This window comes from Iningainema tapete BLCC-T55, assembly GCF_014698965.1.
Taxonomy (GTDB): domain Bacteria; phylum Cyanobacteriota; class Cyanobacteriia; order Cyanobacteriales; family Nostocaceae; genus Iningainema; species Iningainema tapete.
On sequence record NZ_JACXAE010000029.1, the window covers coordinates 74,490 to 98,445 of the forward strand.

Sequence of the window (23,956 nt, forward strand, 5' to 3'; positions counted from 1 at the left end):
AGAATTCTGAATTCAGAATTCAGAATTCAGAATTCAGAAGTCAAGAATAAATTAACTCCTGACTCCTGACTCCTGACTCCTGACTCCTTTCCTACGTTGTTGCCAAGAAAGTCTTCTTGTATTCGTTGATTGCTTCTTTCAAAGCTGCTTCTTCATCGTCACCGAGTACTTTCTTCGTTTGTACTCCTTGGGTGTACTGAGGTTTGCTGGTTTTCAAGTAATCGCGCAATCCCTTAGTAAAGGTAGTAACTTTATCTACTGGGATATCGTCTAAGTAACCGTTAATACCAGCGTATAGAAGAGCCACCTGTTCATACACAGATAGTGGCGAATTTTGCGGTTGCTTCAGTAGTTCCCGCAAACGCTGACCCCTTGCCAACTGATCTTGAGTAGCTTTATCCAAGTCAGAAGCAAATTGTGCGAAAGCTTGTAAGTCGTCAAACTGTGCGAGTTCCAACTTCAACTTACCAGCAACTTTTTTCATTGCCTTGGTTTGAGCAGCCGAACCTACCCGTGATACAGAAATACCAGGGTTCACCGCCGGACGGACACCAGAGTTAAACAAGTCAGAAGAGAGGAAAATCTGACCGTCTGTAATCGAAATCACATTGGTGGGGATGTAAGCAGATACGTCACCTGCTTGAGTTTCGATAATCGGCAGAGCAGTCATGCTACCTGCACCTAGTTCATCACTCAGTTTAGCAGCACGTTCCAACAAGCGGGAGTGGATGTAGAACACATCTCCTGGGTAAGCTTCCCGTCCGGGTGGACGACGCAAAAGCAAGGACATTTGTCGATACGCTTGAGCCTGCTTGGAGAGGTCATCATAAATTACCAGAGTAGCTTTGCCTTTGTACATAAAGTACTCAGCAATTGTTGCTCCGGTGTAAGGAGCCAAGTATTGTAGGGTAGCAGGTTCACTGGCGCTGGCTGCGACAACAATTGTGTAGTCCATTGCGCCCTTGTCCTGCAATGTTTGCACGACGCTTGCTACTGTGGAAGCTTTTTGTCCTACGGCGACGTAGACACAAATTACATCTTCTTCTTTTTGGTTGATGATTGTGTCAATCGCGATCGCTGTTTTTCCTGTTTGGCGATCGCCGATAATCAACTCTCGCTGACCTCTACCTACAGGAATCATCGCATCAATAGCGGTAATTCCGGTTTGCATTGGTTCGTGTACAGAGCGACGTGCTACAATACCTGGGGCTGGAGATTCAAGCAAACGGGTTTCCGATGTTTGGATATCGCCTTTACCATCAATTGGACGACCTAGAGCATCTACAACTCGTCCAACCATCGCATCTCCCACTGGGACCTGAGCAATTCTACCAGTGGCGGTTACAGTACTACCTTCTTGAATATCAAGACCTTCGCCCATTAGCACCGCACCCACATTATCTTCTTCCAAGTTCTGGGCGATGCCAATTGTACCGTCTTCAAACTCTAATAGCTCGCTTGCCATGACCTTGTCTAGACCATAGATACGAGCGATACCGTCACCTACTTGTAGGACAGTACCAACGTTAGCAACTTTGACTTGTTCGTCGTATTGCTCGATTTGTTGCTGAATAATGCTGCTGATTTCGTCTGGTCTAATGCTAATTGCCATTTGTCTATCTTCTTTGTTTCAATATGGTCAATGTTTACGCACTGGTTAAGCGCAACGAAAGGCGGCGCAGTTGACCCCGTATACTGGCGTCAATCACCTGAGAGCCAACTTTAATAATCACACCACCAATTACCTCGCGGTCGATTTTGCTGTCTAATTCTACCGAGCGAGCATTGGTCATTGCTGTGACCTTTTGGATTACTGCTTGCTTTTGTTCTTCCGACAGAGGAACGGCAGAAGTGACTTCAGCTAATACAGTTTGATTTAGTTGCCGCAAAAGCGCCAAATACTGCCGACAAATTGGTTCCAGCAGTGAAATGCGCCTTCTATCTACCAGCAGCATCAAGAAATTCCGGAAGTATGTGTTAGCATCACCAAGTATTTGGTTGATGACTGCCTTTTTGTTTTCAGGTTGAACAAAGGGGTTGCCAAGAAAGTTTTGTAGCTGTTCGCTTTCTGACAGTAGCGATAGCAAAGAACGCACATCTTCGCCGAACTGCTCTGTCTGGTTTTTTGATTGTGCTACCGACATTAATGCCTGAGCGTAAGGCTGGGCTATTTCGTCTGTGGCTATATTACTTTTCATCCCCTGCCTCCTAGTAGCGCAATGCTGCGATCAACTAATGTATGTTGAGCATCGTCGCCAATTCCCCGATCTAGTTCTGACTCAACTTTTTGCAATGCCATCGCGACTACCCGTTGACGCAGTTGCGCGATCGCTTTTTCCCGTTCTGAGTTCAAATCAGCTACTGCTGTCTCCCTCATCCGTTCGATATCAGCAGTTGTTTGTGCTAGTATTGCTTCTCTGGCTTTTACCGCATTTTCTTCTGCTGCTTTTTTGATTTTTTCTGCTTCTGCTTGCGCTTGTGCCAATTTGCGCTGCTGATCTGCCAGGTTTTCCTGTGCTTGTTTCAGCCTTTGCTCTGCACTTTTAATAGCTGTTTCAATTTTGACCCGGCGTTCTTGCAATGTTGTGCCGAGAACCTTCCGTCCAAAAATCAGCAGCACACTAATAATAATGGCAAGGTTAATCAGGTTGGTTTCTAAAATATTGGTGTTTACACCAAAACCACCATGCCCTGCTGTTTCCGCCAATTCACCTCCGACGGCGCTGGCTTGGGCCATCAACAGTAAAAAAGTCCCCATGTTTTTTCATCCACTACTGCGCTGCCGAAACTGCTAATTGTTAATTGCTAATTATTAATTGCTATTAGCCATTAGCCATTAGCCATTAGCTATTAACTATTAACTCTTTACCAGATCTGCTCCTAAAAGCTTTTCTAGTATTTGGCGACTTAATGCATCAACTTCTTGCTCCAATGATGCAAAAGCCTGCTGTTTTTGTTGCTCAATTTCTTGAGCTGCTTGTTCTCTTTGTGCTTGAGCTTCTTTTTGCGCTTGAGCGACTTTTTCGGCGGCAATTTTTTGAGCTTGAGCTTGAGCGTCGGCGATCGCGGTTTGTGCTTGTCGTCTTGCTCCTGCTAATTCTTGCTCATATTGTTGCGCCAATTTTTCCGCTTTTGTCAAGCGTTCTTGTGCCTCTAATTGATTGTTGCGGATATATTCATTCCGTTCATCAATTGCTTTGCCTAGAGGCTTGTAAAAAATCGCGTTCAAAATCAGGGCTAAGAGTAGAAACTGGATTGCCATCAAAGGCAGGGTTGCATCTAAATCAAATAGCCCCCCTTCTTTGGCAACCTCTTCCACTGCAAATAAGGTGATCCAGTGTATCATGGCTGCTGATTCCTATCTAATTTTAGTTAGGAGTTATGAATTCAGGATATATTCGTCATCATTCAGTTAAATTTCCTGATTCTTGTACAGACGTTCCGATGGAACGTCTCTACAATTTTTCACTCCTGTACAGACGTTCCGACGGAACGTCTCTACGATGATTATGCGAAGGGGTTAGCAAACAATAGTACTAGAGCAACTACTAGACCATAGATGGTTAGCGCTTCCATGAATGCCAAGCTTAACAGCAAAGTACCGCGAATTTTACCTTCTGCTTCTGGCTGACGAGCAATACCTTCTACAGCTTGCCCTGCTGCATTTCCTTGACCGATGCCAGGACCGATCGCCGCCAAACCTACAGCTAGAGCAGCAGCCAATACTGAAGCAGCAGAAATTAATGGATCCATGATATTCTTTCCTTACTTTACTGAATGGATTTTGTTGATTGTCAATGGCTAATAGCTAATTGTTAATTGCTATTAGCCATTAGCCATTAGCTACTAATGATGTTCTTCACCATGATGTTCTTCCATCGCTTCGCCGATGTAAGCAGCAGCCAAGGTGGCAAAAATTAGTGCTTGGATAGCGCTGGTAAATAGTCCCAAAGCCATTACTGGCAGTGGCACAAATAAAGGCACTAGCAGTACTAGCACGCCTACTACCAGTTCATCTGCCAAAATATTACCGAATAAACGGAAGCTTAGGGAAAGGGGTTTGGTAAAGTCTTCGATAATTTTGAATGGCAACATAAACGCCACTGGTTGGACGTAGTTACCAAAGTAACCTAAACCCTTCTTGCTGAATCCCGCATAAAAATACGCTAGGGATGTCAACAAAGCTAAGGCAACCGTTGTATTGATATCACTGGTTGGAGCTGTTAGTTCACCTTCTGGTAGATGAATCAACCGAAAAGGAACAAGTGCCCCTGACCAATTTGACACAAAAATGAACAAAAACAAAGTGCCAACAAACGGCACCCAAGGGCGATATTCTTTCTCGCCAATCTGATTTTTCGCCAAATCCCGAATGAATTCCAGGGCATACTCCATGAGGTTCTGTATCCCACTGGGAATTCGTTTGAGGTTGCTACTAGCCAATATTGAAGCTAACACCAGCACGGCAATTACAAACCAGGAGGTGAGAAACACCTGCCCATGTAGCTTCAAGTTACCTATTTGCCAGTACAGATGTTTTCCCACTTCCAATTCGGCAAGGGGAACAGAATTGAAAAAGTTCAGAAAATTAAGCATTTTCTTTCTATATCAATCGTTTCTCCAATCTTAACTGGAGAAGAGCAGCGAGGATATCGGTGTGGAAGGTTAACCGCATTTCCGGTGTGGAGCTACCATCCCGGAAAACTCCCCTCCTCACGCAATTGCGTGAACCCGCAGGGTTCACAGTCGCCTACGGAGGGAAACCCTCCTCATGCGCGCTGATTCACCTTTTACGGTTGTCGGAGCCAAGGCTCGCCAGAGAGTAATGTCACCCTTATCACATAGATGATGAGCGTTGCTTTATAGGTAAGAAATCCTAAAAATATGGGCAATATAAGCAGCTGATTCCACCGTGATGCCAGTAGAATTAACGCTACTAATAAAGCTAACCGAGTTTTACTCAGCTGCTGTTTTTGGTTGCCCAATCGCTCAACATCCTTTGCCAACATCCTTAAGTAAATCACACCTGTACACCCCCCTAACAAATAGTTCAGGGCAATGTTGAGTGAATAAAAAAACCACACAGAGAAGAAAATAATCCCCGTCAAGACAAGAGTGATGAGCAACAACTCTTGATAGAGTTGATAAAACTCTTGCATAGAACTCACTGATTCTGTATCAGAAGAACCAGTTGGAGTATCTTGTTGTGTTGTCGGCGTGGGATCTGTTGATTCGTCTGACAAGCTCACAGGACTTGAAACCAGTACAGCTATTTAGGTTGACTGCACATTCAACCAGCTGAATCATAACACGAGCGGGTAACAATACTTTAGAAAAAAACAATTAACTTATCGGACTCAAAATTATCAATTGTTGTTTGACTAGCGATCGCACTTCATTCAATTCCATCTTTACTTTACTCAAAATCTCTCCTACGGTAGATGTACCTTCACACATGCCCAAAAATTCTAACTCGCGTTCTGACAAATTGACAATTTGGTAATCGTAGTTAAATATACATCGACTCGGAAATCCGTCAATACAAGGATTGCGCTCTGGTATTGCTGTTAATAGCTGGCTATCTGCTGACCAATCCGTTTTAGGTAGGGGAGGACGGCTCAGGAAAAACTCGTAGTGAGTTACTTCTGGGTCTAATAATTCTATCAAGCGGTAAGTGGCGATCGCGCCACAGCTTCCTGCCCTTTCGATTAATTCTGGTGCTTTACCCAAAAGTCGCTTTAAGTCCCAAAAACCTGGATTGGAAAAACCAACAAATTCTAATCCACTGGCGTCAATGAGTTGAAATAGCGTTTCTATGTTATAATCCACTTCTTGAGGATGGACGTACATATCAGCAAAGCATTCATCCCGCTGATTTTCCAAAGCCCAACGTTCTTTTTCTCGCTTGACAAGTCGGTTCTTTTCTGGTAGAGAAGCGAATATCTGCCGCCCAACCTGCACGCCATCACGGTAGTCGCCGCGTTTGTCACCTTGAAGGAGTGCGATCGCTTTTTGCATCAGTTGAATTTCCCAGCGCCCCAACTCGCCGTAGACGAAGATGTGCATCAAGCCACCTGGTGCTAACTTCTGCGCCAAGGCTTTTATACCGCGATTTGGATCGGGTAAATGATGCAGCACCCCCACACAGTTAATAAAATCAAATTCTCCTGGTAACTGTTCCACGTCGTATAAACTGAGGTGATGGAATTCAACGCGGTTTGCTCCGGAACGTTGACAACGCTCTTTTGCCACTGCTAAAGCACCAGCACTCAAATCAATTCCCACTACAGTTGCCTTGGGATTGAGGTGTACTAGATACTCAGTTCCCACCCCTGTACCACAGCCAGCATCCAAAATGCGGATGTCTTGCTTTTGAGGTTTTTGTCCAGTACAGAAGTTGTAAGCGGCTAACCAATTCCAGCGCCAGTTGTACCCTGGTGGTGGTTCATCCAAGAGGGGTTCTGGGGGAAAGGGGTAGGTGTCGTAGAGTTTGGCAACAGCAGTGCTAACGGTTTGAGAATCGGACATGGTAGGCGAGGCTTGCAGCATTATTGAGTGTAGCGAATGTTGGATCACACCCTCAAGTCCGCCTGAGATTAAAGACACGCTCAAGTCCGCCTGAGATTGAAATCTCAGGCTCATAGCAGAAGTCCACGCTTTGTGGACTAACGAGGATTCGTGCTTTACCTCGTTCCCAGCCTCTGGCTGGGAATGCCGTCTGAGAGGCTCCGCCTCCATAATGTCGAGGCAGAAATGCATTCCCACGAATAGCGTGGGAACGAGGCTGTGGGGGGTAGCTTTCTGTGACTTTTGTAAATCTTAGAAACAAAACTTAGGTTTCTTCTCAGATAAGCGGAGGTTGTAGCTTCAAGAATTGATACATTTGCACTACATTATTGATACACTTCTTAATAATGCAACAGAAGAAACGCAAAACGTTCTAATCTAAAAGCTGACTGGGTTAATTTTTTTTGGCAGTCTGGAAGGCGGCACTCCCAAGGCATAAATGTACCGATGTGTCAAGCCAGAAAGCGACCCAGACTTAACACAAAAATAATATGATAGGAGTTTTACAAATCCAATGAGTGTTAAGGCAAGTGGTGGAAGCTCAGTTGCGCGTCCGCAACTATATCAAACCCTAGCTGTATCGACAATTTCCCAAGCAGAGCAGCAAGATCGCTTTCTCGGAACCGGCGAACTCAATGAGCTGGCAAGCTATTTTGCATCTGGCGCAAAGCGTCTAGAAATTGCTCAGAAGCTGACGGAGAACTCGGAAATTATCGTCTCTCGCGCTGCCAACCGCATTTTTGTGGGTGGTTCACCAATGGCTTTCTTAGAAAAGCCCAGAGAACCAGAACCAGAATTGGCAATGGCAGGCGTGGGAACTGATGTCAGAGAAGGGATGAAACTAGGAACTGTCACTTACGTGGAATCTCGTGGTGGCTTCTTAGAAAATTTAAGATCCATTTTTAACAGTTCACCCAGCGGTCCTGTACCTCCAGGCTTTAGACCAATTAACGTTGCCCGTTACGGTCCGACCAACATGGGTAAAAGCTTGCGGGACTTATCATGGTTCTTGCGCTATGCTACCTACGCGATTGTTGCTGGTGACCCCAACATTATTTCTGTAAACACTCGTGGTTTACGAGAAATTATTGAAAACGCTTGTTCTGGAGAAGCAACAATTGTAGCTTTACAGGAAATCAAAGCAGCATCGCTTTCTTATTTCCGTAAAGATCCTGAGGGAACAGAAATTGTATCTCAGTACATGGATGTTTTGATTAGCGAATTCAAAGCACCTACCCCTTCTAACAAATTAAGGCAACGTCCTTCGGGCGATCAGCAAGGATTAGAACTGCCCCAAATTTACTTTAATGCGGCAGAACGGCGTCCTAAGTATGCTATGAAGCCAGGGTTGTCAGCAACTGAGAAAAATGATGTAGTCAAGGCAGCATATCGGCAAATCTTTGAGCGTGATATTACCCGCGCTTACAGTCAGTCGATTTCTTACTTGGAATCCCAAGTTAAGAATGGCACAATCTCCATGAAAGAGTTTGTCCGTCGCTTGGCAAAATCTCCGCTGTACCGCCAACAGTTTTACGAACCATTCATCAACAGCCGCGCTCTTGAACTTGCTTTCCGTCACATATTGGGACGGGGACCAAGTAGCCGGGAAGAAGTGCAAAAATACTTCTCCATTGTTTCTAACGGTGGTCTGCCAGCTTTAGTTGATGCTTTAGTAGATTCTCAGGAATACGCTGATTACTTTGGTGAAGAAACAGTACCATACCTCCGGGGACTGGGACAAGAAGCACAAGAATGCCGTAACTGGGGTCCACAGCAAGACCTGTTAAACTACAGTGCGCCCTTCCGCAAAGTACCTCAGTTTATCACAACTTTTGCTGACTACGAGCAGCCACTGCCCGACCAGCATCCCTATGGTTCGGGTAACGATCCATTGGAAATTCAGTTTGGGGCAATCTTCCCGAAAGAAACCAGAAACCCCAGTACTCGTCCAGCACCTTTTGGTAAGGATACCAAACGTATTCTGATTCACCAAGGTCCCGGTATTAATAACCAAAACAGCAATCCTCGCGCTAGAGGTCAGTTTCCCGGAACTCTTGGTCCTAAGGTATTCCGCTTAGACCAACTACCTGGTACTAGAGGTAGAAAATCACCCACAGGAACTAGTGTTAAGTTCTCCGAAAGCTCCACTCAAGCTGTGATTCGGGCGGCTTACCTGCAAGTTTTTGGTCGCGATGTTTACGAAGGTCAGCGGCTAAAAGTTGCAGAAATTAAACTAGAAAACGGTGAAATTTCTGTACGCGAGTTTATCCGCGCTTTGGCGAAGTCGGATTTGTTCCGTAAGCTTTACTGGACTCCGCTTTACGTATGTAAGGCACTTGAGTATATTCACCGTCGCTTGTTGGGACGTCCTACCTACGGTCGTCAAGAAAACAACAAGTACTTTGATATTTGTGCCAAGAAGGGCTTCTACGGTTTAGTAGACGCAATTCTTGACACTGTAGAGTATAGTGAAACGTTTGGTGAAGATACAGTTCCTTACGAACGCTATCTAACTCCTCAAGGTTTAGCATTGCGTCAACTGCGTGTTGGTAGCATCGGCGAAGATATCGGCACTAAAGTTGAGAAGGAAGAAACTCCACGCTTTGTGGAACTGGGTGCTGTTACACAAATGCGGACTGAACCAGATATTCAGTTCCGTGTGAACCAAGGTGTGAGCAAGAAGCGCGAACAAACGAAAGTCTTCAAGTTGGTGGCTGGTACTGGAGACAAAGTAGCGGTGCAAACCATTATCGGTGCTGCATACCGTCAGATTTTTGAGCGTGATGTTGCTCCATACATTGCCCAGAACGAATTCACAACACTACAAAGTAAGCTGGGGAATGGGGAAATTACGGTGAAGGAATTCATCGAAGGTTTGGGTTGTTCTAACTTATACTTGAAGGAGTTCTATACACCATACCCCAACACTAAGGTAATTGAGCTAGGAACTAAGCACTTCTTGGGACGCGCTCCTCTAGACCAAGCGGAGATACGGAAGTATAATCAAATACTTGCATCTCAAGGTATTCGCGCATTTATCCGGACAATGGTAAATAGTGCTGAGTACTTACAAGCGTTTGGTGAAGATACGGTGCCTTACAATCGTTTCCCAACTTTACCAGCGGCGAACTTCCCGAATACTCAAAAGCTGTACAACCAGCTCACCAAGCAAAACGACGACATTGTTGTACCTAGCTTTGAGCCAGTGGAAGCGAAGATGAATGTGGCTCAAATGCCGATTATGGCGAAGGCGATCGCAGATATGGCAGCCAAAGCCCGTGAAATCGACAAGAGCAAGCCGTTGTTTATTGAATTAGGTCGTTCCTACAATGATGGGCGCGGACAATCTGTAGAAGTGGGTGTGGGTACAAGCCGTCGCAAACCAGCTCGGATTTACCGCATGACTTACGGTGCTAACCAAGCGGAAACGCAACAGGTGATTGACGCCATTTACTGTCAAGTGTTGGATGTCTTTAGCGGTCAGGTTCCTGGCTACTTCCGTCGCACTGACTTAGACAGCAGACTGCGTAATGGAGAAATTTCTGTGCGGGAATTTGTCCGCGAACTAGCAAGTTCGGAAATTTACCGTAAGCGCTTCTACACCCCCTATCCCAACACCAAGGTGATTGAATTCCTCTTCCGTCACCTTTTAGGACGCGCACCAGCAACTCAGGCGGAAATTCGTACCTACAACAAACTGTTAGCTGATAGTGGTTTAAAAGCCGCTGTAACCGCTATGGTGGATAGCCCAGAGTATGCTCGCTACTTCGGTGAAGATGTGGTGCCTTACGGGCGCTTCCCATCCTTACCCGCAGGTAACTACCTCGGTAGTGTCCAAGCTGCTGCTGACTTGGTGAAGCAGTCTTGGTCTAGCTTATCTCCTGCTGTGCTGACTGGACGGTATAGCCAACGCTAGGGAATGGGTATTTCCCTCCTCTCGCTGTACAGACGCCCCGGCGGGGCGTCTCTACGACTTAACACTCCTTAACAATTTTTTCATTTTTCTGCTAAGACAGTGAACATGAAAGAAAATATTACAAAGTGTTAAGGACAGTCATAAATGCTCAACATAATGCCCGAAAATAAATCCGGTAGGTAACTGAATTGAGAAGCTTGTGTAGTTGTCTTTACCCAAGTCTCATTTACAGCTCAGTTAACTAACATTCTCACCAGTTCATTAAATTCTGGTTTCATTCGTACTGGAGGAATCCACACATGAGTATCGTCACGAAGTCTATCGTGAATGCTGACGCAGAAGCTCGCTACCTTAGCCCCGGCGAACTAGATCGGATTAAGGGCTTTGTTACCAGTGGCGAACGCCGTCTCCGTATTGCTCAAGTTTTGACAGACAACCGGGAGCGGATTGTTAAGCAAGCAGGCGATCAACTGTTCCAAAAGCGTCCTGATGTTGTATCTCCTGGTGGCAACGCTTACGGTCAAGAAATGACCGCTACTTGCCTGCGTGACTTGGACTACTACCTCCGCTTGATCACCTACGGTATTGTCGCTGGTGACGTTACTCCAATTGAAGAAATTGGTGTTGTAGGCGTTCGTGAAATGTACAAGTCCCTCGGTACTCCTATTGATGCTGTGGCTGCTGGTGTTACCGCAATGAAGAACGTTGCTGCTTCTTTGTTGTCTTCTGAAGACGCTGGTGAAGCTGGCTCCTACTTCGACTACCTAGTCGGTGCTATGCAGTAAGGCGAATCCCAAAAAGGGCAACAAGTATTGCAATCAGGTTGGAAATAAGGAAATAACAACATGCAAGACGCAATTACCGCTGTTATCAACTCTTCAGACGTTCAAGGTAAATATCTTGATACCGCTGCTCTCGAAAAGCTCAAAGGCTATTTCCAGACTGGCGAACTGCGTGTACGTGCTGCTACCACCATCAGCGCTAACGCAGCTGCTATTGTTAAAGAAGCAGTAGCTAAGTCCTTGTTGTACTCTGATATCACCCGTCCCGGTGGTAACATGTACACCACTCGTCGTTATGCTGCTTGCATCCGCGATTTGGACTACTACCTCCGCTATTCTACCTACGCTATGTTGGCTGGCGATCCTTCCATCCTAGATGAGCGTGTACTCAATGGTTTGAAAGAAACCTACAACTCTTTAGGTGTACCCATCGGCGCTACTGTACAATCTATCCAAGCAATGAAGGAAGTAACCGCTAGCTTGGTAGGTCCTGACGCTGGTAAGGAAATGGGTGTTTACTTCGACTACATCAGCTCTGGCTTGAGCTAAAAGCTGTTTTGCGCTTAAGAATTTAGGTGCGGCTTAAGGTCTGGAAATCAGTCGTGAGTGCTAGGGCGTTCTGTCGCTTATGATTGTTAAATTTAAGAATGATGAGTGTTAACGATCTAGTATTGACGCTTGATTTCCAGCCTTAGTAAATAAATAAAGATTCTTTCTTCTTTTTATTCACATAAAAAAGTTTTCACAATCACTACAGGAGTTTTAACAGCATGTCACGGTTATTTAAAGTTACAGCTTGTGTTCCTAGCCAAACCCGAATTCGCACTCAGCGTGAACTGCAAAATACTTTCTTTACTAAGTTAGTTCCTTACGAAAACTGGTTCCGCGAACAGCAACGTATTCAAAAAATGGGCGGTAAAATCGTTAAGGTGGAACTGGCAACAGGTAAGCAAGGTACTAATACTGGCTTACTGTAATTCCTGTAAACAAAATATTTTTAGGGAGTTGAAAAGAGGTTTAATAGACCTCTTTTTTATTAAAATATGCGATCGCCTAATTGAAGAGTCTTATAGATACCCGACTTCTTTAAGAAGTCGGGTATCTATGATTTATTCTCGATAGTATTTAAATTTATTATACTTATCAAAATGTGAATAAATATATGGTATCATCGCGTACTCAGATACAGACGCGGGGTGGAGACGCTTCACCGGAGCGTCTCTACGTTAAATATCGAAAATTTAATTGTGAATTTACGCGGTTTAATTCCATTATTTGACGACTCTGTGTCCACCTGGGCATGGGAAGCGCGGCTGCTGCGCTGGTTAACATTAATTTGGCTGTGTTCTGGGTTAGTAATGCTATTTTCGGCATCTTATGCCGTCGCTGACGCGAAGTATAATGATGGGCTGTACTACTTTAAGCGTCAACTGCTTTGGACTTTAGCTGCATGGGTAGGATTCAATATCATTGTCAATGTACCCTTACGGAAAATTTTGCGCACATCACCTTGGGTTGTGATACTCTTATTAGTTTTGATTTTCGTGACTTTAATTCCCGGAGTGGGAAAAACGGAACTTGGTGCGGCACGCCGACTTGTAGGACCACTTCCAATTCAACCTTCGGAAATTATTAAACCTTTTTTGGTACTACAAAGTGCGCGGCTGTTTGGTCAATGGGAACGTTTGAGTTGGGAAATTCGTTTATCTTGGCTGGCTGTTTTTAGTCTTGTGATTATCGGGATTTTGGCGCAGCCTAACTTAAGTACAACAGCACTTTGCGGTATGACAATCTGGCTGATTGCCCTTGCATCTGGGTTGCCTTACAAATATTTAGGGGGAACTGCCGTTGGTGGATTGCTGTTGGCAGTAGTAAGTATAAGTTTCAAAGAATATCAACGCAAACGGGTAATGTCTTTTCTCAATCCTTGGGCAGATGCAACAGGAGATGGCTATCAGCTAATCCAAAGTTTACTGGCAGTAGGTTCTGGTGGAAGATGGGGAGTGGGGTTTGGGCTTTCCCAGCAAAAGCTGTTTTATCTGCCAATTCAAGATACTGATTTTATTTTTTCGGTATTTGCCGAAGAATTTGGTTTTGTCGGCAGTATGCTGCTGTTAGTACTGTTAGCTTTATATGCAACTCTGGGATTAATTGTGGCACTCAAAGCAAAGCAGCCAGTTCATAGATTGGTGGCGATCGGTGCGACAATTTTAATTGTCGGACAATCATTGCTGCATATTGGTGTAGCCACTGGGATTCTGCCCACTACCGGATTACCCTTGCCAATGTTCAGTTATGGTGGTAATTCAATGATTGCTAGTTTGATCTCAGCTGCGTTACTAATTAGGGTAGCACGCGAAAGTAGTGAGGCTGATGTAGTGCCTATACGAGAGAATGGGAAAGATGAAGAAGGCACAAGGCACAAGGTACAAAGCAGAAGGAAACCCCATACATAAATACAGATGAGCTATTAGCTTGATTTCAGCAGATGCTACTCAATATTGCGAGGTTCTACAACCAGTTTTACTCCATCAAGAATTTGCCTTACTCTTTCTGGTGAAAGTGTACCAATTTTTTCACCAAGCTGTCTTTTATCTACAGTGAAAATCAGAGAAACGTTAACGACACTTTGCTTTGGCAAATCTGCTTCCCCCACATCTAGCATTACATTCCCTGGTGCAGATGCACGTTTAAGATTGGAAGTCAAGGTACAAACTACAACAGTACTAATGCGACTACGATTAAATACATTGTTTTGAATCACTACATGGGGATGACGATAACCAGGTTCGGAACCTAAAGGTTTTTCTAAATCAATCCAAAAAATATCGCCTTGATTAATTACCATTCGCCTTCAACCATCTGTCGATGATGGCGACTCATACTACTAATAACTTTCTGTTCTTCCTCATTAGGATCTGTGTAAGCGGCGTTAATTTGCGCCAATAACTGTCGATTGTGATAGCGCTTGAGGAATTCTTCTAGTGCGATCGCCATCAACTTACTACGCGAAACATTCATTTCATTAGCTACAGTCTCAGCTTCCTCTAATAAAGACTCTGAAAGTGAGATAGCAGTTTTAATGTGTCCCATAAATTCACACTTATAGTTATACTAAAAGTATAACTTTTAATCTTACTAATTTCAATAATTGAATAAGCGTGAGCCGCACTCCAACCTAAAAGCGCTATCTTAAGCTAAAATTCAAGCATAGTAAGCTTTCCCGCTTTACATACTCCATGCTTGAAACCCTACAAACCCGACTTTACGAACTAGAACAATTTGCCAATGGCTTGGTTTCTAACCAGCTAACACACCTGAGTTTACTCAGTACAGGTGTAATTTTTCTCGCTGGTTTACTTACTAGCCTTTCACCTTGTATGCTTTCTATGCTGCCAATTACCATTGGTTACATAGGTGGTTACGAAGCCAAAAGCCGTGTTCAAGCTGCTGCTCAGTCAACGTGGTTTGCTTTAGGATTGGCAACTACATTAGCAGGGCTAGGAATTATAGCAGCTTTTGTCGGAAAAGTTTACGGTCAAATAGGAATTGGGTTACCAATTATTGTTAGTATTATCGCCATCCTGATGGGGCTGAACTTACTAGAAGCATTGCCCCTGCAAATGCCCTCTTTTGGTGGTACAGAGTGGATTTCTCAAGAATTACCCCAACAGTTGCGTGCTTATTTAATTGGTGTGAGTTTTGGTGTCGTCGCCTCGCCTTGCAGTACACCTGTACTAGCTAGTTTGCTAGGTTGGGTTGCTAATACGCAAGACTTGGTTTTAGGTGCTGTTTTACTGCTTTGTTATACAGCGGGTTATGTAGCACCTTTAATATTAGCAGGTACATTTACTGCTTCAATTAAGAAAATACTAGAGTTGCGTCGTTGGTCTAGTTGGATTAATCCAGTCAGTGGAGCGTTGTTGGTAGGATTTGGCGTATTTTCTCTAATTTCACGGATTCCAATTGGCAGTTTGTAAGTAAATATTTCTCTCCTCACTAGTAGATGGTGCGTTACACTACGAATCGCGCACCCTACGCCAAAATTTTTTATATATAGCGATCGCTTAAAATGACTATAGAAAATCCTATTTCCAACCCTCCAAATTCTTGGTTAGCAGCTGTACGGCTTTTGTGGCGGGAATTATTGTCGGTGCTGACGAATTTTAGCTATTCTATTGTATTGCTGCTAGTAATTGCCGTTTTTAGTGCCACCGGTACTGTAATTGAACAAGGTCAATCTGTAGCATTTTACCAAACTAACTACCCAGAACATCCTGCTTTGTTTGGTTTCCTCACTTGGAAAGTCATTTTAACCTTGGGCTTAGATCATGTATATCGTACTTGGTGGTTTTTGTCATTGTTGATATTACTAGGTACAAGTTTAACTGCTTGTAGCCTAACCACTCAATTCCGGATCTTAAAAGCTGCGCGGAAATGGAGATATTACAAAAAATCTCATCGCATTCAAAAATTAGCTCTGAGCGCAGAATTTGATGTAGAGACGTTACATGTAAAGTCTCTAGAAAATGTTACGTCTATACTACAGAATCGTCGCTATCAGGTATTTCTTGAAGGCGATACTCTGTACGCTCGCAAAGGAATCATTGGTCGCATTGGACCTATCATAGTTCATGTAGGCATAGTAACTATCCTACTGGGAGGAATTTGGGGAGCAATGACTGGGTTTGTTGCTCAAGAAATGGTTACTAGCGGCGACACATTTCAAGTGAAGAATATTGTAGAGGCTGGACCTTGGGCAGCACAAGTAAGTAAAGATTGGTCTGTACGAGTCAATCGTTTTTGGATTGACTATACTTCTTCTGGTGGAATCGATCAGTTTTACTCTGATATGTCTGTCTTAGACAATCAACAACATGAAGTCGATCGCAAGACGATTTTCGTTAATCAACCTTTACGTTATCACGGCGTCACTTTCTACCAAACAGATTGGGGAATTGCTGCTATTCGTGTCAGAGTTAATAACAGTCCAATTTTCCAATTACCAATGGCACAACTAAATACCAACGGTAATGGGCGCATTTGGGGAACTTGGATTCCTACCAAACCAGATTTAAGTGCCGGCGTCTCGGTGCTAGCAAAAGACTTACAAGGAATGGTGTTGATTTACGATGCCACTGGTAAACTAGTTGATACCGTTCGTGCGGGAATGTCTACCCAAATCAATAACGTCACGCTCAAAATTCTGGACGTAGTTGGGAGTACTGGTTTGCAAATTAAATCCGATCCCGGAATACCAATGGTTTATACAGGTTTTGCTTTACTCATGCTAGGTGTAGTAATGAGCTACTTCTCTCACTCCCAAATTTGGGCATTGCAAAAAGAAGGGAATTTATACGTGGGCGGTAAAACTAATCGCGCTCACGTCACCTTTGAGCGCGAGTTTTTAGAAATGTTAGATTTGCTTGGTAGTGCGCCAAAAAATGGTTGATATAATTTACCTATAATTTGCGCGCTCGCACACACTAGGAATGTAAATAATTTCTTAATCGGTAAATTGAAGTCTTGCTAGATGATTTGATTGTAGCTGTTGTTCTATAGCTGTCCAATCTTCAAGCTCAATTAAGTGAATTAATTCATCAAGATTGTGGCGATACTGTTGAAGAGAATGCAACAAACAAGAGCGATTGTACCGTGCCATCATCACGCCTAATTCTGCATTACCACCGCCGACACGGCTAGTATCACGAAAACCGGAACTAGCAAATTTTTGCGCTAATTGTAACACATTTGCGTCAGGTTCATTCATACAAGCAGCAATCAAAGCAGCACTAACCATCACAGGTAAATGAGAAATCCAACTGACGGCGCGATCGTGATCTTCTGGGGAACAATAGTAAATAATCGCCCCTAGCTCACGGACAATTTTATCAACTAAGCTAGTTGCCGCCGTTGGTGTGTCGGCTAATGGTGTGAGTACATAAGGCTTGTTTGCAAATAAATGTAGAGTGGCAGCTTCTATACCACTGTCTGTTTTGCCCGCCATTGGATGCCCACCAAGAAAATTATGCCGATAAGAAGACAATTCCTTAACTATCGGTGTTTTAACCGAACCGACATCAGTTACTACTGTATTTTCGGGCAAATGAGCGATTAATTGCGCAAATGTGGGAATAATAAGCCCTAGAGGTGTACAAATAAATACTACCTCTGCCGCAGATAGCAACTTCATGTCAACTGACGCCTCATCTACACATCCTTTGGCATGTGCCAAAGTACAGGTAGATTCACGGCGACTAACACCCAAGACATGATGCCCATGCGATCGCAAATCTAAACCCAAAGATCCACCAATCAGTCCAAGTCCTAAAATACCAATATTCATTCGTGATTTTTACCTTCTTTAAAAAACGTGATTTGCATATACCAACTTATCCAAGTTGGCATCAGGTGAGGTGGCATTAGATGACAGTAGAGGAATTGCTAGAACAATATCTACAAGGAGTAAGAGATTTTAATAGTGTTGATCTCTCGGAAGCTAACCTAAGTGGGGTAAAACTTAGTGGTGTAAACTTAAGTCATGCTAACTTAAATGTGGCAAATCTGAGTGGTGCAAATCTGATGAGCGCTAACTTGAGCTATGCCAAACTAAATGTCGCAAGACTCAGTGGGGTTAATCTTGCTAACGCCAATCTCAATGGTGCTAGCCTCAACGTAGCTAATTTAATTCGCGCCGATTTAAGTCGCGCCCAAATCAGAAAAGCTACACTCATTCGTTCTGAGTTAATTCGGGCGGATTTGAGCAACAGCGATTTATTAGGATCAAACCTTAGTGGTGCGGATTTGCGAGAAGCTACTCTCAGAAACGCCGTACTCCGGGAAGCCAATTTGAGTGAGGCAAATTTAAGAGACGGTTTCTTAACAGCAGCTAACCTAGAGTTAGCTAACTTAAACAACACTGACTTCAGCCGCGCCGATTTAATTGGCGCAAATTTTCAAAATGCCGAACTCAAGCAAGCAAATCTTAACCGTGCCAACTTAAGTGGAGCTAATTTGAGCGCTGCAAATCTTCGCTGGGCAGACTTAAGTGGGGCGAATCTCTCTTGGGCAGATTTAAGTGGAGCAAAATTAAGTGGTGCTAATTTAATTGGAGCAGACTTAAGCAACGCTAACTTAACTAATGCCAGTTTAGTTCACGCCGATTTAACCCAAGCAAGATTAATAAAAGCAGAATGGATAGGAGCAGATTTAACAAAAGCAATTTTAACTGGGGCAAAACTATATGCTACCTCCAGGTTTGGTTTAAAGACTGAAGGCATGATTTGTGAGTGGATTGATCTTAGTTCCGCAGGTGATGACTCTTTGATCCAGCGTTTTAGTTCTCTTGACTCACGCGACTTTTTTAATGAAACTTCACCAACAATCCGGATTATTGTAGACAAAGCCTTAGATCACGAAGCAAATTTTGCTTTGGGGGGTGTTTATCACCAAATTGCCCAGAAATACCAGGAACTGAAACAACCGCCCAGTATGGAAATCGGGCAACGAAGAACAGTTTTTAGCTTCCGAGTCGATAGTGACGAAAGTTTATTTGCTACCGCTTATGTAGCTATTCTCCCCTTCAAAGATGCCATAGCCACACAGGAAAATATTTGTACAGCAGTATCCATGATGATTACTGAAGATATTGCTAAACTAACTCTAAAAACCCCTAATCAAATGAAGTTATTAAACACTATTTTAGACCAAGCAATAGAATATGTTACAACTATAAAAAAAATGAATAAAATATTGAATATAGCAGCAAAACTCAATTTTTTCCAAGCACCTACACAGACAATTATCACAAATTCTAGTTCTCAAAATCTGATTTTACACAATCATCCCAACTTTGGTAAAAAAATGTTCACCCGTACTGAAGGGAATAGTTCAGCCCATAGCAATAACTCAACAGAGGCAGCAAAATTATTAACACCATCATTAAGTATGGTTGTTGATTTTGTCAAAGGGTTTCATTATATATCACAGTAGAGACGCTCCGGCGGAGCGTCTGTACCGAATATCCCGGCGGAGCGTCTGTACTAATCAATTACAAATTTAAGGAGAGAAAAAAAAATGCGTGATACCTTTAACAGAATGATCGGTCGAACTCGTTATGTAGTGTGTCGCATAATGCTACATTTAGGTGGGGGTGAAGTAGCACCAATTTTAGGAGTCTTGAATAGTGCTGGGCGTAGAGCAATTGATGTTGAAGGCGATGTAGAAATTTTGGGAGAAGAATTGGTAGAAATTTCTCAAACTCTTTTACAATACGATGAATATTGGCTTTCTGCCGCCAATGAGGGTGATGTATTTTGGAGCGAAGGTGAGGCAGGAGACTTTGTGAATGAATTATTTACCGATTCTGCCCAGCGGTATCTGAGTGAACCAGCCTATGATTCTTACTCTAGAGCAAATGAACCTTTATCTATACCTGTAACGCGCAACGTAGTTGTGATGATTACAGTAGCTTATGAAGGAGAAGTACCAGATTTGGAAACAGATCTTTCTAATGTTCAAGCACTAAAGAATGGTTTGAAAGCTATGATTAACCTGCACTACCAACACAAATTAAGAGCAGTGCAGGTACATTTCTCCCCAGCCCAGTTAGGCGATGAACTAACTAGCGATCAGTTGCTCCAACATTACCCAGAGTTAATACCGTTGTAAAGATAGCTTTTGTGGGGTGGACATCTTGTCCGCCCATAATTAAAGACGGGCATCCTGCCCGTCCCACAAATATCATGACTTTCTTGCTAAAATATTATTTACTTTTTGGCAATTACCCACACAGCGTGAACAATTCCCAGAATATAAAATCCAAAAATAGTCAAAAGTAAATTAATCCAAAAGTCCTTACCTAAACCCACTTGCAAAAACACTCCAAGTGGCGGTAGAAAAATTGCACACAATATCCGAACTAAATCCATTACTCCCTCCTGCACCTATTAGTACGATGGGATTTATGTACTTTTCAAAGATAACATTTATATCTCAAAACAGCATTGCTAAGTTAGTTCGGTAAACCGCATTCCTAGCCACCACTAATTTTGGCTTTATAACCTAGTTTGATCAAAATGTCGAGGATTTTCTGTTTGTGTTCCCCTTGAATTTCTATTTCATTTTCTTTAACTGTTCCACCTGTACCGCATTGAGTCTTTAACTGCTTTAATAATGCTTGTAGAGTTTCTGATTTAGTTTGAAAACCAGTAATTACTGTCACAGTTTTGCCTTTGCGCCCAGCACGAGTAGCCTGTACTCGCAGGTTTTGTTTTTCTGGAGGTAGTTCTGGTGTTGCTCTTTCCAAGGCTGGGGAGTTGTCGTTACCAAATTCTTGATAGACAAAACGTTTTTCGGAGGGGTTGGGCTTTGATGACATATGGTTGAGTTTATGGAACCGCATAGCCTGGGGTTTAAACCTGGGGGAAGCCAAGAAGAAGGGGAGTAAGTTTTTTACAATTAAGGTCACTATGTCATTTTAGCGTTTCTCCATATACCTCTTGCACAAGTAAATTTATTTGAGATAAAAACCACAGATGGACACAGATAAACACAGATGATTATCAGTGTTCATCTGTGTTTATCTGTGGTTCAAAATTTTAGCAGTAGTGAAATTTGATTAGTTGGCTAGGAAGTTGGGAGTGCCACTACCTCCGTTACGTCCAACTGCTGGAATTTCTAGTAACTGATCTGTGGCTTGTCCTTTACCGTCGTTAGTGACGGAGTTTTGGTTTCCTGGATGTCCGTTTGGAACGAACAATTGTGGGTGATCGAAGGGAGCTTTCTCTAACCGGACTCGCTCGTCTGTTAGCGCTTTGAGGAAAGCTACTAAGTCAGATTTTTCTTGGGCGCTCAACCCAAGTCTTTGAATATCTGGGTCTAAGTTAGCAATGTTCTGTTCGTTAAAGTCTCCGCCTCGGTTGTAGAATTCGACAACTTGCTCTAAGGTTAGTTGTCCGCCGTTATGGAAGTAGGGAGCGGTTAACTCTACATTGCGCAGTCCTGGTGTCTTGAAAGCTCCATCTACAGCTACCCTCTGGTTGCGGTTAACTCTGATATTGGGTTGTATGCCGAGAAACTGCCTAAAAAGCCCCTGCTGCGCTAGCCGTGATTCGGAAAGTGGTTTGCCGCCGATCTCCTCTGGCTCTGTACCACCTACACCAAGGTCTTCTTGGGTAGGTCTGACAGCTATGTTATAGAAGCCGTTGTCATAGACAGCTTCGCCACCATCCCCCATCTCCATCCGTTCAAGTCGTTCGTTCTGCACGTTTTTAACTGAAGCATTGGTGAATTCGGCTCCACCGTGGCAGTTGATGCACTTGCCTTTGTTCTCGAAAATTTCTAGCCCTCGCCTCTGCTGGTTGGTCAATGCCCTGGTGTTGCCTTCCAAGTACTGGTCAATGGGCGCATTGTCCGAAACTAATGTAGCTTCGTAAGCTTGAACTGCCAGACCGAAAAATAGCGAGAAGTTGTACTCGGAAAGTGTGTATTCGGTGGTAGTTAAGGGGCGATTTGGCTTGGGGATGAATGTTCGCTCGCCTGTGTTCGGGTTAATTTGGACAACTATATTGGAATTCCACCACTCCGGTTGAAAGGCTTCTTGGATCATCGCGTCGTAGGTTTTATTCAAACCTTTGTCAGGCGCTCTGTAACGACCAAGAACGCTATCATCTGGATGGACTACCTGTTTGGCAAGCGGTTTGAGGGCAATTAGCTTCTTACCGAGTTTCCTTCCAAATCTTCTAAACCTTACGGACTGATTGGTTGATGCTTCTTGTGTTGACTCGTCAGCGTCGTCGGTTCCTGTTGCCTCAACAGTAGTGCCAATAGTCTCTGGTTCGTTGACTCTGGAAACCGTAACTTGATTATCAGTTTCCGACACATCAACCCTAAATGGTGCGATGATATCATCGTTTTCGGCAAAGGTCTCGAAAGCACTCAGAGGTGGACCTACTGCCTGCGAAGCAAGAGACGAATTTTTGAGTCTAACTCGCACGTCTGCTAGTCGATTTGGTCTGTTTGCTCTTAAGACAAAGGCGTTGCGATCTCTCAAACCCCATTCATTGACACCGTTAAAAATATTCTGAGCACGTCCGTCCCAGAAGTTGCGGAAGTTGAATACCGCGTTGATTGTAGTGGGAGAGTTGCGCCCTGTCACTTGACGGACATTTGTGCCATTGACGTTGAACTCCCGATCAGGTTCGGGAGTCACATTGTCTTTGTCACTGCCAACAACGACATCAACGAATCTTGATTTAAAAACTCCTTGGGAGCCGGTGATGTCATTGCTGTCGGACAGAACATTTGACTTACGGTTATTGGGATCTGCTAACTTGTGGAATGGGTAATCTGCTACAGTTAGCTGGTAGTTTGGCGCACCTCCGATGTTGAAAATATTCCCTAGACCTGGGTTAAGCTGGTTCTTTGACCTGTTGTCTGCACCAGCATGGAAGTGGCAACTAGCACACGACTGAATGCCGTCGCTACCTAGTTGCATATCCCAAAACAAAGATTTTCCTAGTGCGATCGCCGCCACCTTATCTTTAATAAAGTTGTTGAGATTGTCTGGTTCTGGAATTGGCACGCCTTCTAAAGAAGCTAGTGGCTGGGAAGGCGCTTCACCTCTTAACTGCGCTGACACTGTATGTCCGGTTAAGACTAGAATTACAACGAGTGCAGCAACTGTTATGTGCAGCGTGATTTTCCTAGAGAACCTTGACCACTGCCGCAGCAGTCTGGTTACAATTGGTGGTCCTGTAGACACATCGCTCATACACGTTATTTCCTTGGTTGTTTTTACTGAGGACAACTAGCCCTTTAGTTAAACAACAGTGGTGGTTTCATAAATTACTCAATTTTGTAACACTTTTATACAATCGCTGGTGTTAAACTGTTACACAAAAATGTTTCCGTAAATTTATTTTTGATTGTGGAGTTTTTAAATTTTTGATTTAAATTACTTTTACTGCCCAATACTGTAATTTGCAACTCTTGACGAAGGTATCAAAATGTGCAATGATTTGCTATCCTCTTTAATACTGAAAAGTATATAAGTATATCAAGAAACTAATAATCAGAGGATACGTCCAGTAAATCTACACATTACTTAATTCTCAATGTTCCGACAAACTGCTTTAGGCGTTGCTTTAAGTACGCTTGTCCTTGTGAGTGGATTGACAACTAACACTTCTGGAACAGGTCACACTTCTACACAAAATCAACCGTTTTCGATTTCCTCAAGTCGAGCAACACAATCCTCTATTACTGTAAAAAACACTGATTTAGAAAGGTCTATTTTTGACCAAATCAATCGGTATCGGGTTTCTAAAGGTTTACGTAGGCTCTCTCTCAACGCCAAAATTAGTCAGCAAGCCAGAATTCATAGTCGAAATATGGCAATTGGTAAAGTCCCTTTTAGCCATCAAGGATTTAGAAGGCGAGTCACTGCTATTCCGATTCGTTATCGAAGTGCGGCAGAGAATGTTGCTTACAATTTAGGATATAGCGATCCGGCAAGTGAAGCTGTTACTGGCTGGCTCCACAGTCCTGGACATCTTACTAATCTTAAAGGTAATTACAACTTAACTGGAATTGGTGTAGCAACCAATAGCAAAGGCGAAGTTTACTTGACACAAATATTTATCCGTAGTGGTAAATAGGTTGTTGATATTATAAGTAATCAAATGGACTA

The 23,956-nt window shown here is 43.5% G+C and carries 24 protein-coding genes; 10 read left to right on the forward strand and 14 right to left on the reverse strand.

Features of this window, described 5'->3' with window-relative positions; all coding sequences use genetic code 11:
* Positions 1-91: 91 nt before the first annotated feature.
* The 8 genes from atpA to ICL16_RS07025 form a co-directional block, all read right to left on the reverse strand.
* Complete coding sequence (gene atpA, locus ICL16_RS06990; RefSeq protein ID WP_190826136.1) at positions 92-1,612, reverse strand: F0F1 ATP synthase subunit alpha; 1,521 nt, start codon at positions 1,610-1,612, stop codon at positions 92-94.
* A 34-nt stretch (positions 1,613-1,646) separates the two neighbouring features.
* Positions 1,647-2,198, reverse strand: coding sequence for an ATP synthase F1 subunit delta (gene atpH, locus ICL16_RS06995; RefSeq protein WP_190826137.1), 552 nt, complete (start codon positions 2,196-2,198; stop codon positions 1,647-1,649).
* Complete coding sequence (locus ICL16_RS07000; protein ID WP_190826138.1) at positions 2,195-2,758, reverse strand: F0F1 ATP synthase subunit B; 564 nt, start codon at positions 2,756-2,758, stop codon at positions 2,195-2,197. Before ICL16_RS07000 ends, atpH begins: the two co-directional genes overlap by 4 nt.
* A 99-nt stretch (positions 2,759-2,857) precedes the next feature.
* Positions 2,858-3,346, reverse strand: a complete 489-nt coding sequence (locus ICL16_RS07005; RefSeq protein WP_190826139.1) for a F0F1 ATP synthase subunit B' — start codon at positions 3,344-3,346, stop codon at positions 2,858-2,860.
* Between the two features lie 161 nt (positions 3,347-3,507).
* On the reverse strand, positions 3,508-3,753 hold the full coding sequence (gene atpE / locus ICL16_RS07010; RefSeq protein WP_006278178.1) for an ATP synthase F0 subunit C: 246 nt from the start codon (positions 3,751-3,753) through the stop codon (positions 3,508-3,510).
* A 93-nt stretch (positions 3,754-3,846) separates the two neighbouring features.
* Entirely contained in the window at positions 3,847-4,596 is a 750-nt protein-coding gene (gene atpB, locus ICL16_RS07015) for a F0F1 ATP synthase subunit A (protein WP_190826140.1), read from the reverse strand.
* A 194-nt stretch (positions 4,597-4,790) separates the two neighbouring features.
* Positions 4,791-5,249, reverse strand: coding sequence for an ATP synthase subunit I (locus tag ICL16_RS07020; protein WP_190826141.1), 459 nt, complete (start codon positions 5,247-5,249; stop codon positions 4,791-4,793).
* Positions 5,250-5,343: 94 nt separating this feature from the next.
* On the reverse strand, positions 5,344-6,528 hold the full coding sequence (locus tag ICL16_RS07025; RefSeq protein WP_190826234.1) for a class I SAM-dependent methyltransferase: 1,185 nt from the start codon (positions 6,526-6,528) through the stop codon (positions 5,344-5,346).
* Between the two features lie 553 nt (positions 6,529-7,081).
* On the opposite strand from ICL16_RS07025, the gene ICL16_RS07030 reads away from it, so the two are divergent.
* From ICL16_RS07030 to ICL16_RS07050, 5 genes are all read left to right on the forward strand, one after another.
* Positions 7,082-10,483 (forward strand): phycobilisome rod-core linker polypeptide, encoded by a 3,402-nt coding sequence (locus tag ICL16_RS07030; protein ID WP_190826142.1) that lies wholly within the window; start codon positions 7,082-7,084, stop codon positions 10,481-10,483.
* Positions 10,484-10,782: 299 nt separating this feature from the next.
* Positions 10,783-11,268 carry an allophycocyanin subunit alpha gene (gene apcA, locus ICL16_RS07035; RefSeq protein ID WP_190826143.1) on the forward strand — a complete coding sequence of 162 codons (486 nt, stop codon included), beginning with the start codon at positions 10,783-10,785 and terminating at the stop codon, positions 11,266-11,268.
* A gap of 60 nt (positions 11,269-11,328) precedes the next feature.
* On the forward strand, positions 11,329-11,814 hold the full coding sequence (gene apcB, locus ICL16_RS07040; RefSeq protein WP_190826144.1) for an allophycocyanin subunit beta: 486 nt from the start codon (positions 11,329-11,331) through the stop codon (positions 11,812-11,814).
* A 221-nt stretch (positions 11,815-12,035) separates the two neighbouring features.
* Entirely contained in the window at positions 12,036-12,242 is a 207-nt protein-coding gene (locus tag ICL16_RS07045; protein ID WP_190826145.1) for a phycobilisome linker polypeptide, read from the forward strand.
* A gap of 270 nt (positions 12,243-12,512) precedes the next feature.
* The gene (locus tag ICL16_RS07050) at positions 12,513-13,721 is read left to right on the forward strand and encodes an FtsW/RodA/SpoVE family cell cycle protein (protein WP_190826146.1); all 1,209 of its coding nucleotides are present in this window, start codon (positions 12,513-12,515) and stop codon (positions 13,719-13,721) included.
* A gap of 35 nt (positions 13,722-13,756) precedes the next feature.
* On the opposite strand, the gene ICL16_RS07055 is transcribed toward ICL16_RS07050, so the two are convergent.
* Complete coding sequence (locus ICL16_RS07055) at positions 13,757-14,113, reverse strand: type II toxin-antitoxin system PemK/MazF family toxin (RefSeq protein ID WP_190826147.1); 357 nt, start codon at positions 14,111-14,113, stop codon at positions 13,757-13,759.
* The gene (locus ICL16_RS07060; RefSeq protein ID WP_190826148.1) at positions 14,107-14,358 is read right to left on the reverse strand and encodes a hypothetical protein; all 252 of its coding nucleotides are present in this window, start codon (positions 14,356-14,358) and stop codon (positions 14,107-14,109) included. The genes ICL16_RS07055 and ICL16_RS07060 overlap by 7 nt, the downstream gene beginning before the upstream one ends.
* Before the next feature lie 146 nt (positions 14,359-14,504).
* Here ICL16_RS07060 and ICL16_RS07065 point away from each other — a divergent pair, with 146 nt between their 5' ends.
* Positions 14,505-15,245, forward strand: a complete 741-nt coding sequence (locus ICL16_RS07065) for a cytochrome c biogenesis protein CcdA (protein WP_190826149.1) — start codon at positions 14,505-14,507, stop codon at positions 15,243-15,245.
* A 92-nt stretch (positions 15,246-15,337) separates the two neighbouring features.
* Positions 15,338-16,717: a cytochrome c biogenesis protein gene (locus ICL16_RS07070; protein ID WP_190826150.1), complete on the forward strand. Its 1,380-nt coding sequence runs from the start codon at positions 15,338-15,340 to the stop codon at positions 16,715-16,717.
* A 54-nt stretch (positions 16,718-16,771) separates the two neighbouring features.
* On the opposite strand, the gene ICL16_RS07075 is transcribed toward ICL16_RS07070, so the two are convergent.
* On the reverse strand, positions 16,772-17,611 hold the full coding sequence (locus ICL16_RS07075) for a prephenate/arogenate dehydrogenase (RefSeq protein WP_190826151.1): 840 nt from the start codon (positions 17,609-17,611) through the stop codon (positions 16,772-16,774).
* 80 nt (positions 17,612-17,691) lie between these two features.
* Between ICL16_RS07075 and ICL16_RS07080 the strand changes: the two genes are divergently transcribed.
* Positions 17,692-19,257: a pentapeptide repeat-containing protein gene (locus ICL16_RS07080; RefSeq protein ID WP_190826152.1), complete on the forward strand. Its 1,566-nt coding sequence runs from the start codon at positions 17,692-17,694 to the stop codon at positions 19,255-19,257.
* An 84-nt stretch (positions 19,258-19,341) separates the two neighbouring features.
* Positions 19,342-19,935 carry a DUF1517 domain-containing protein gene (locus ICL16_RS07085; RefSeq protein ID WP_190826153.1) on the forward strand — a complete coding sequence of 198 codons (594 nt, stop codon included), beginning with the start codon at positions 19,342-19,344 and terminating at the stop codon, positions 19,933-19,935.
* Between the two features lie 98 nt (positions 19,936-20,033).
* On the opposite strand, the gene ICL16_RS07090 is transcribed toward ICL16_RS07085, so the two are convergent.
* From ICL16_RS07090 to ICL16_RS07100, 3 genes are all read right to left on the reverse strand, one after another.
* Positions 20,034-20,195 (reverse strand): YqaE/Pmp3 family membrane protein, encoded by a 162-nt coding sequence (locus ICL16_RS07090; protein WP_190826154.1) that lies wholly within the window; start codon positions 20,193-20,195, stop codon positions 20,034-20,036.
* Positions 20,196-20,299: 104 nt separating this feature from the next.
* Entirely contained in the window at positions 20,300-20,644 is a 345-nt protein-coding gene (locus ICL16_RS07095) for a translation initiation factor (protein ID WP_190826155.1), read from the reverse strand.
* Between the two features lie 240 nt (positions 20,645-20,884).
* Positions 20,885-23,038 carry a cytochrome-c peroxidase gene (locus ICL16_RS07100; protein ID WP_190826156.1) on the reverse strand — a complete coding sequence of 718 codons (2,154 nt, stop codon included), beginning with the start codon at positions 23,036-23,038 and terminating at the stop codon, positions 20,885-20,887.
* Between the two features lie 343 nt (positions 23,039-23,381).
* On the opposite strand from ICL16_RS07100, the gene ICL16_RS07105 reads away from it, so the two are divergent.
* Positions 23,382-23,924 carry a CAP domain-containing protein gene (locus ICL16_RS07105; protein WP_190826157.1) on the forward strand — a complete coding sequence of 181 codons (543 nt, stop codon included), beginning with the start codon at positions 23,382-23,384 and terminating at the stop codon, positions 23,922-23,924.
* Positions 23,925-23,956 lie beyond the last annotated feature (32 nt).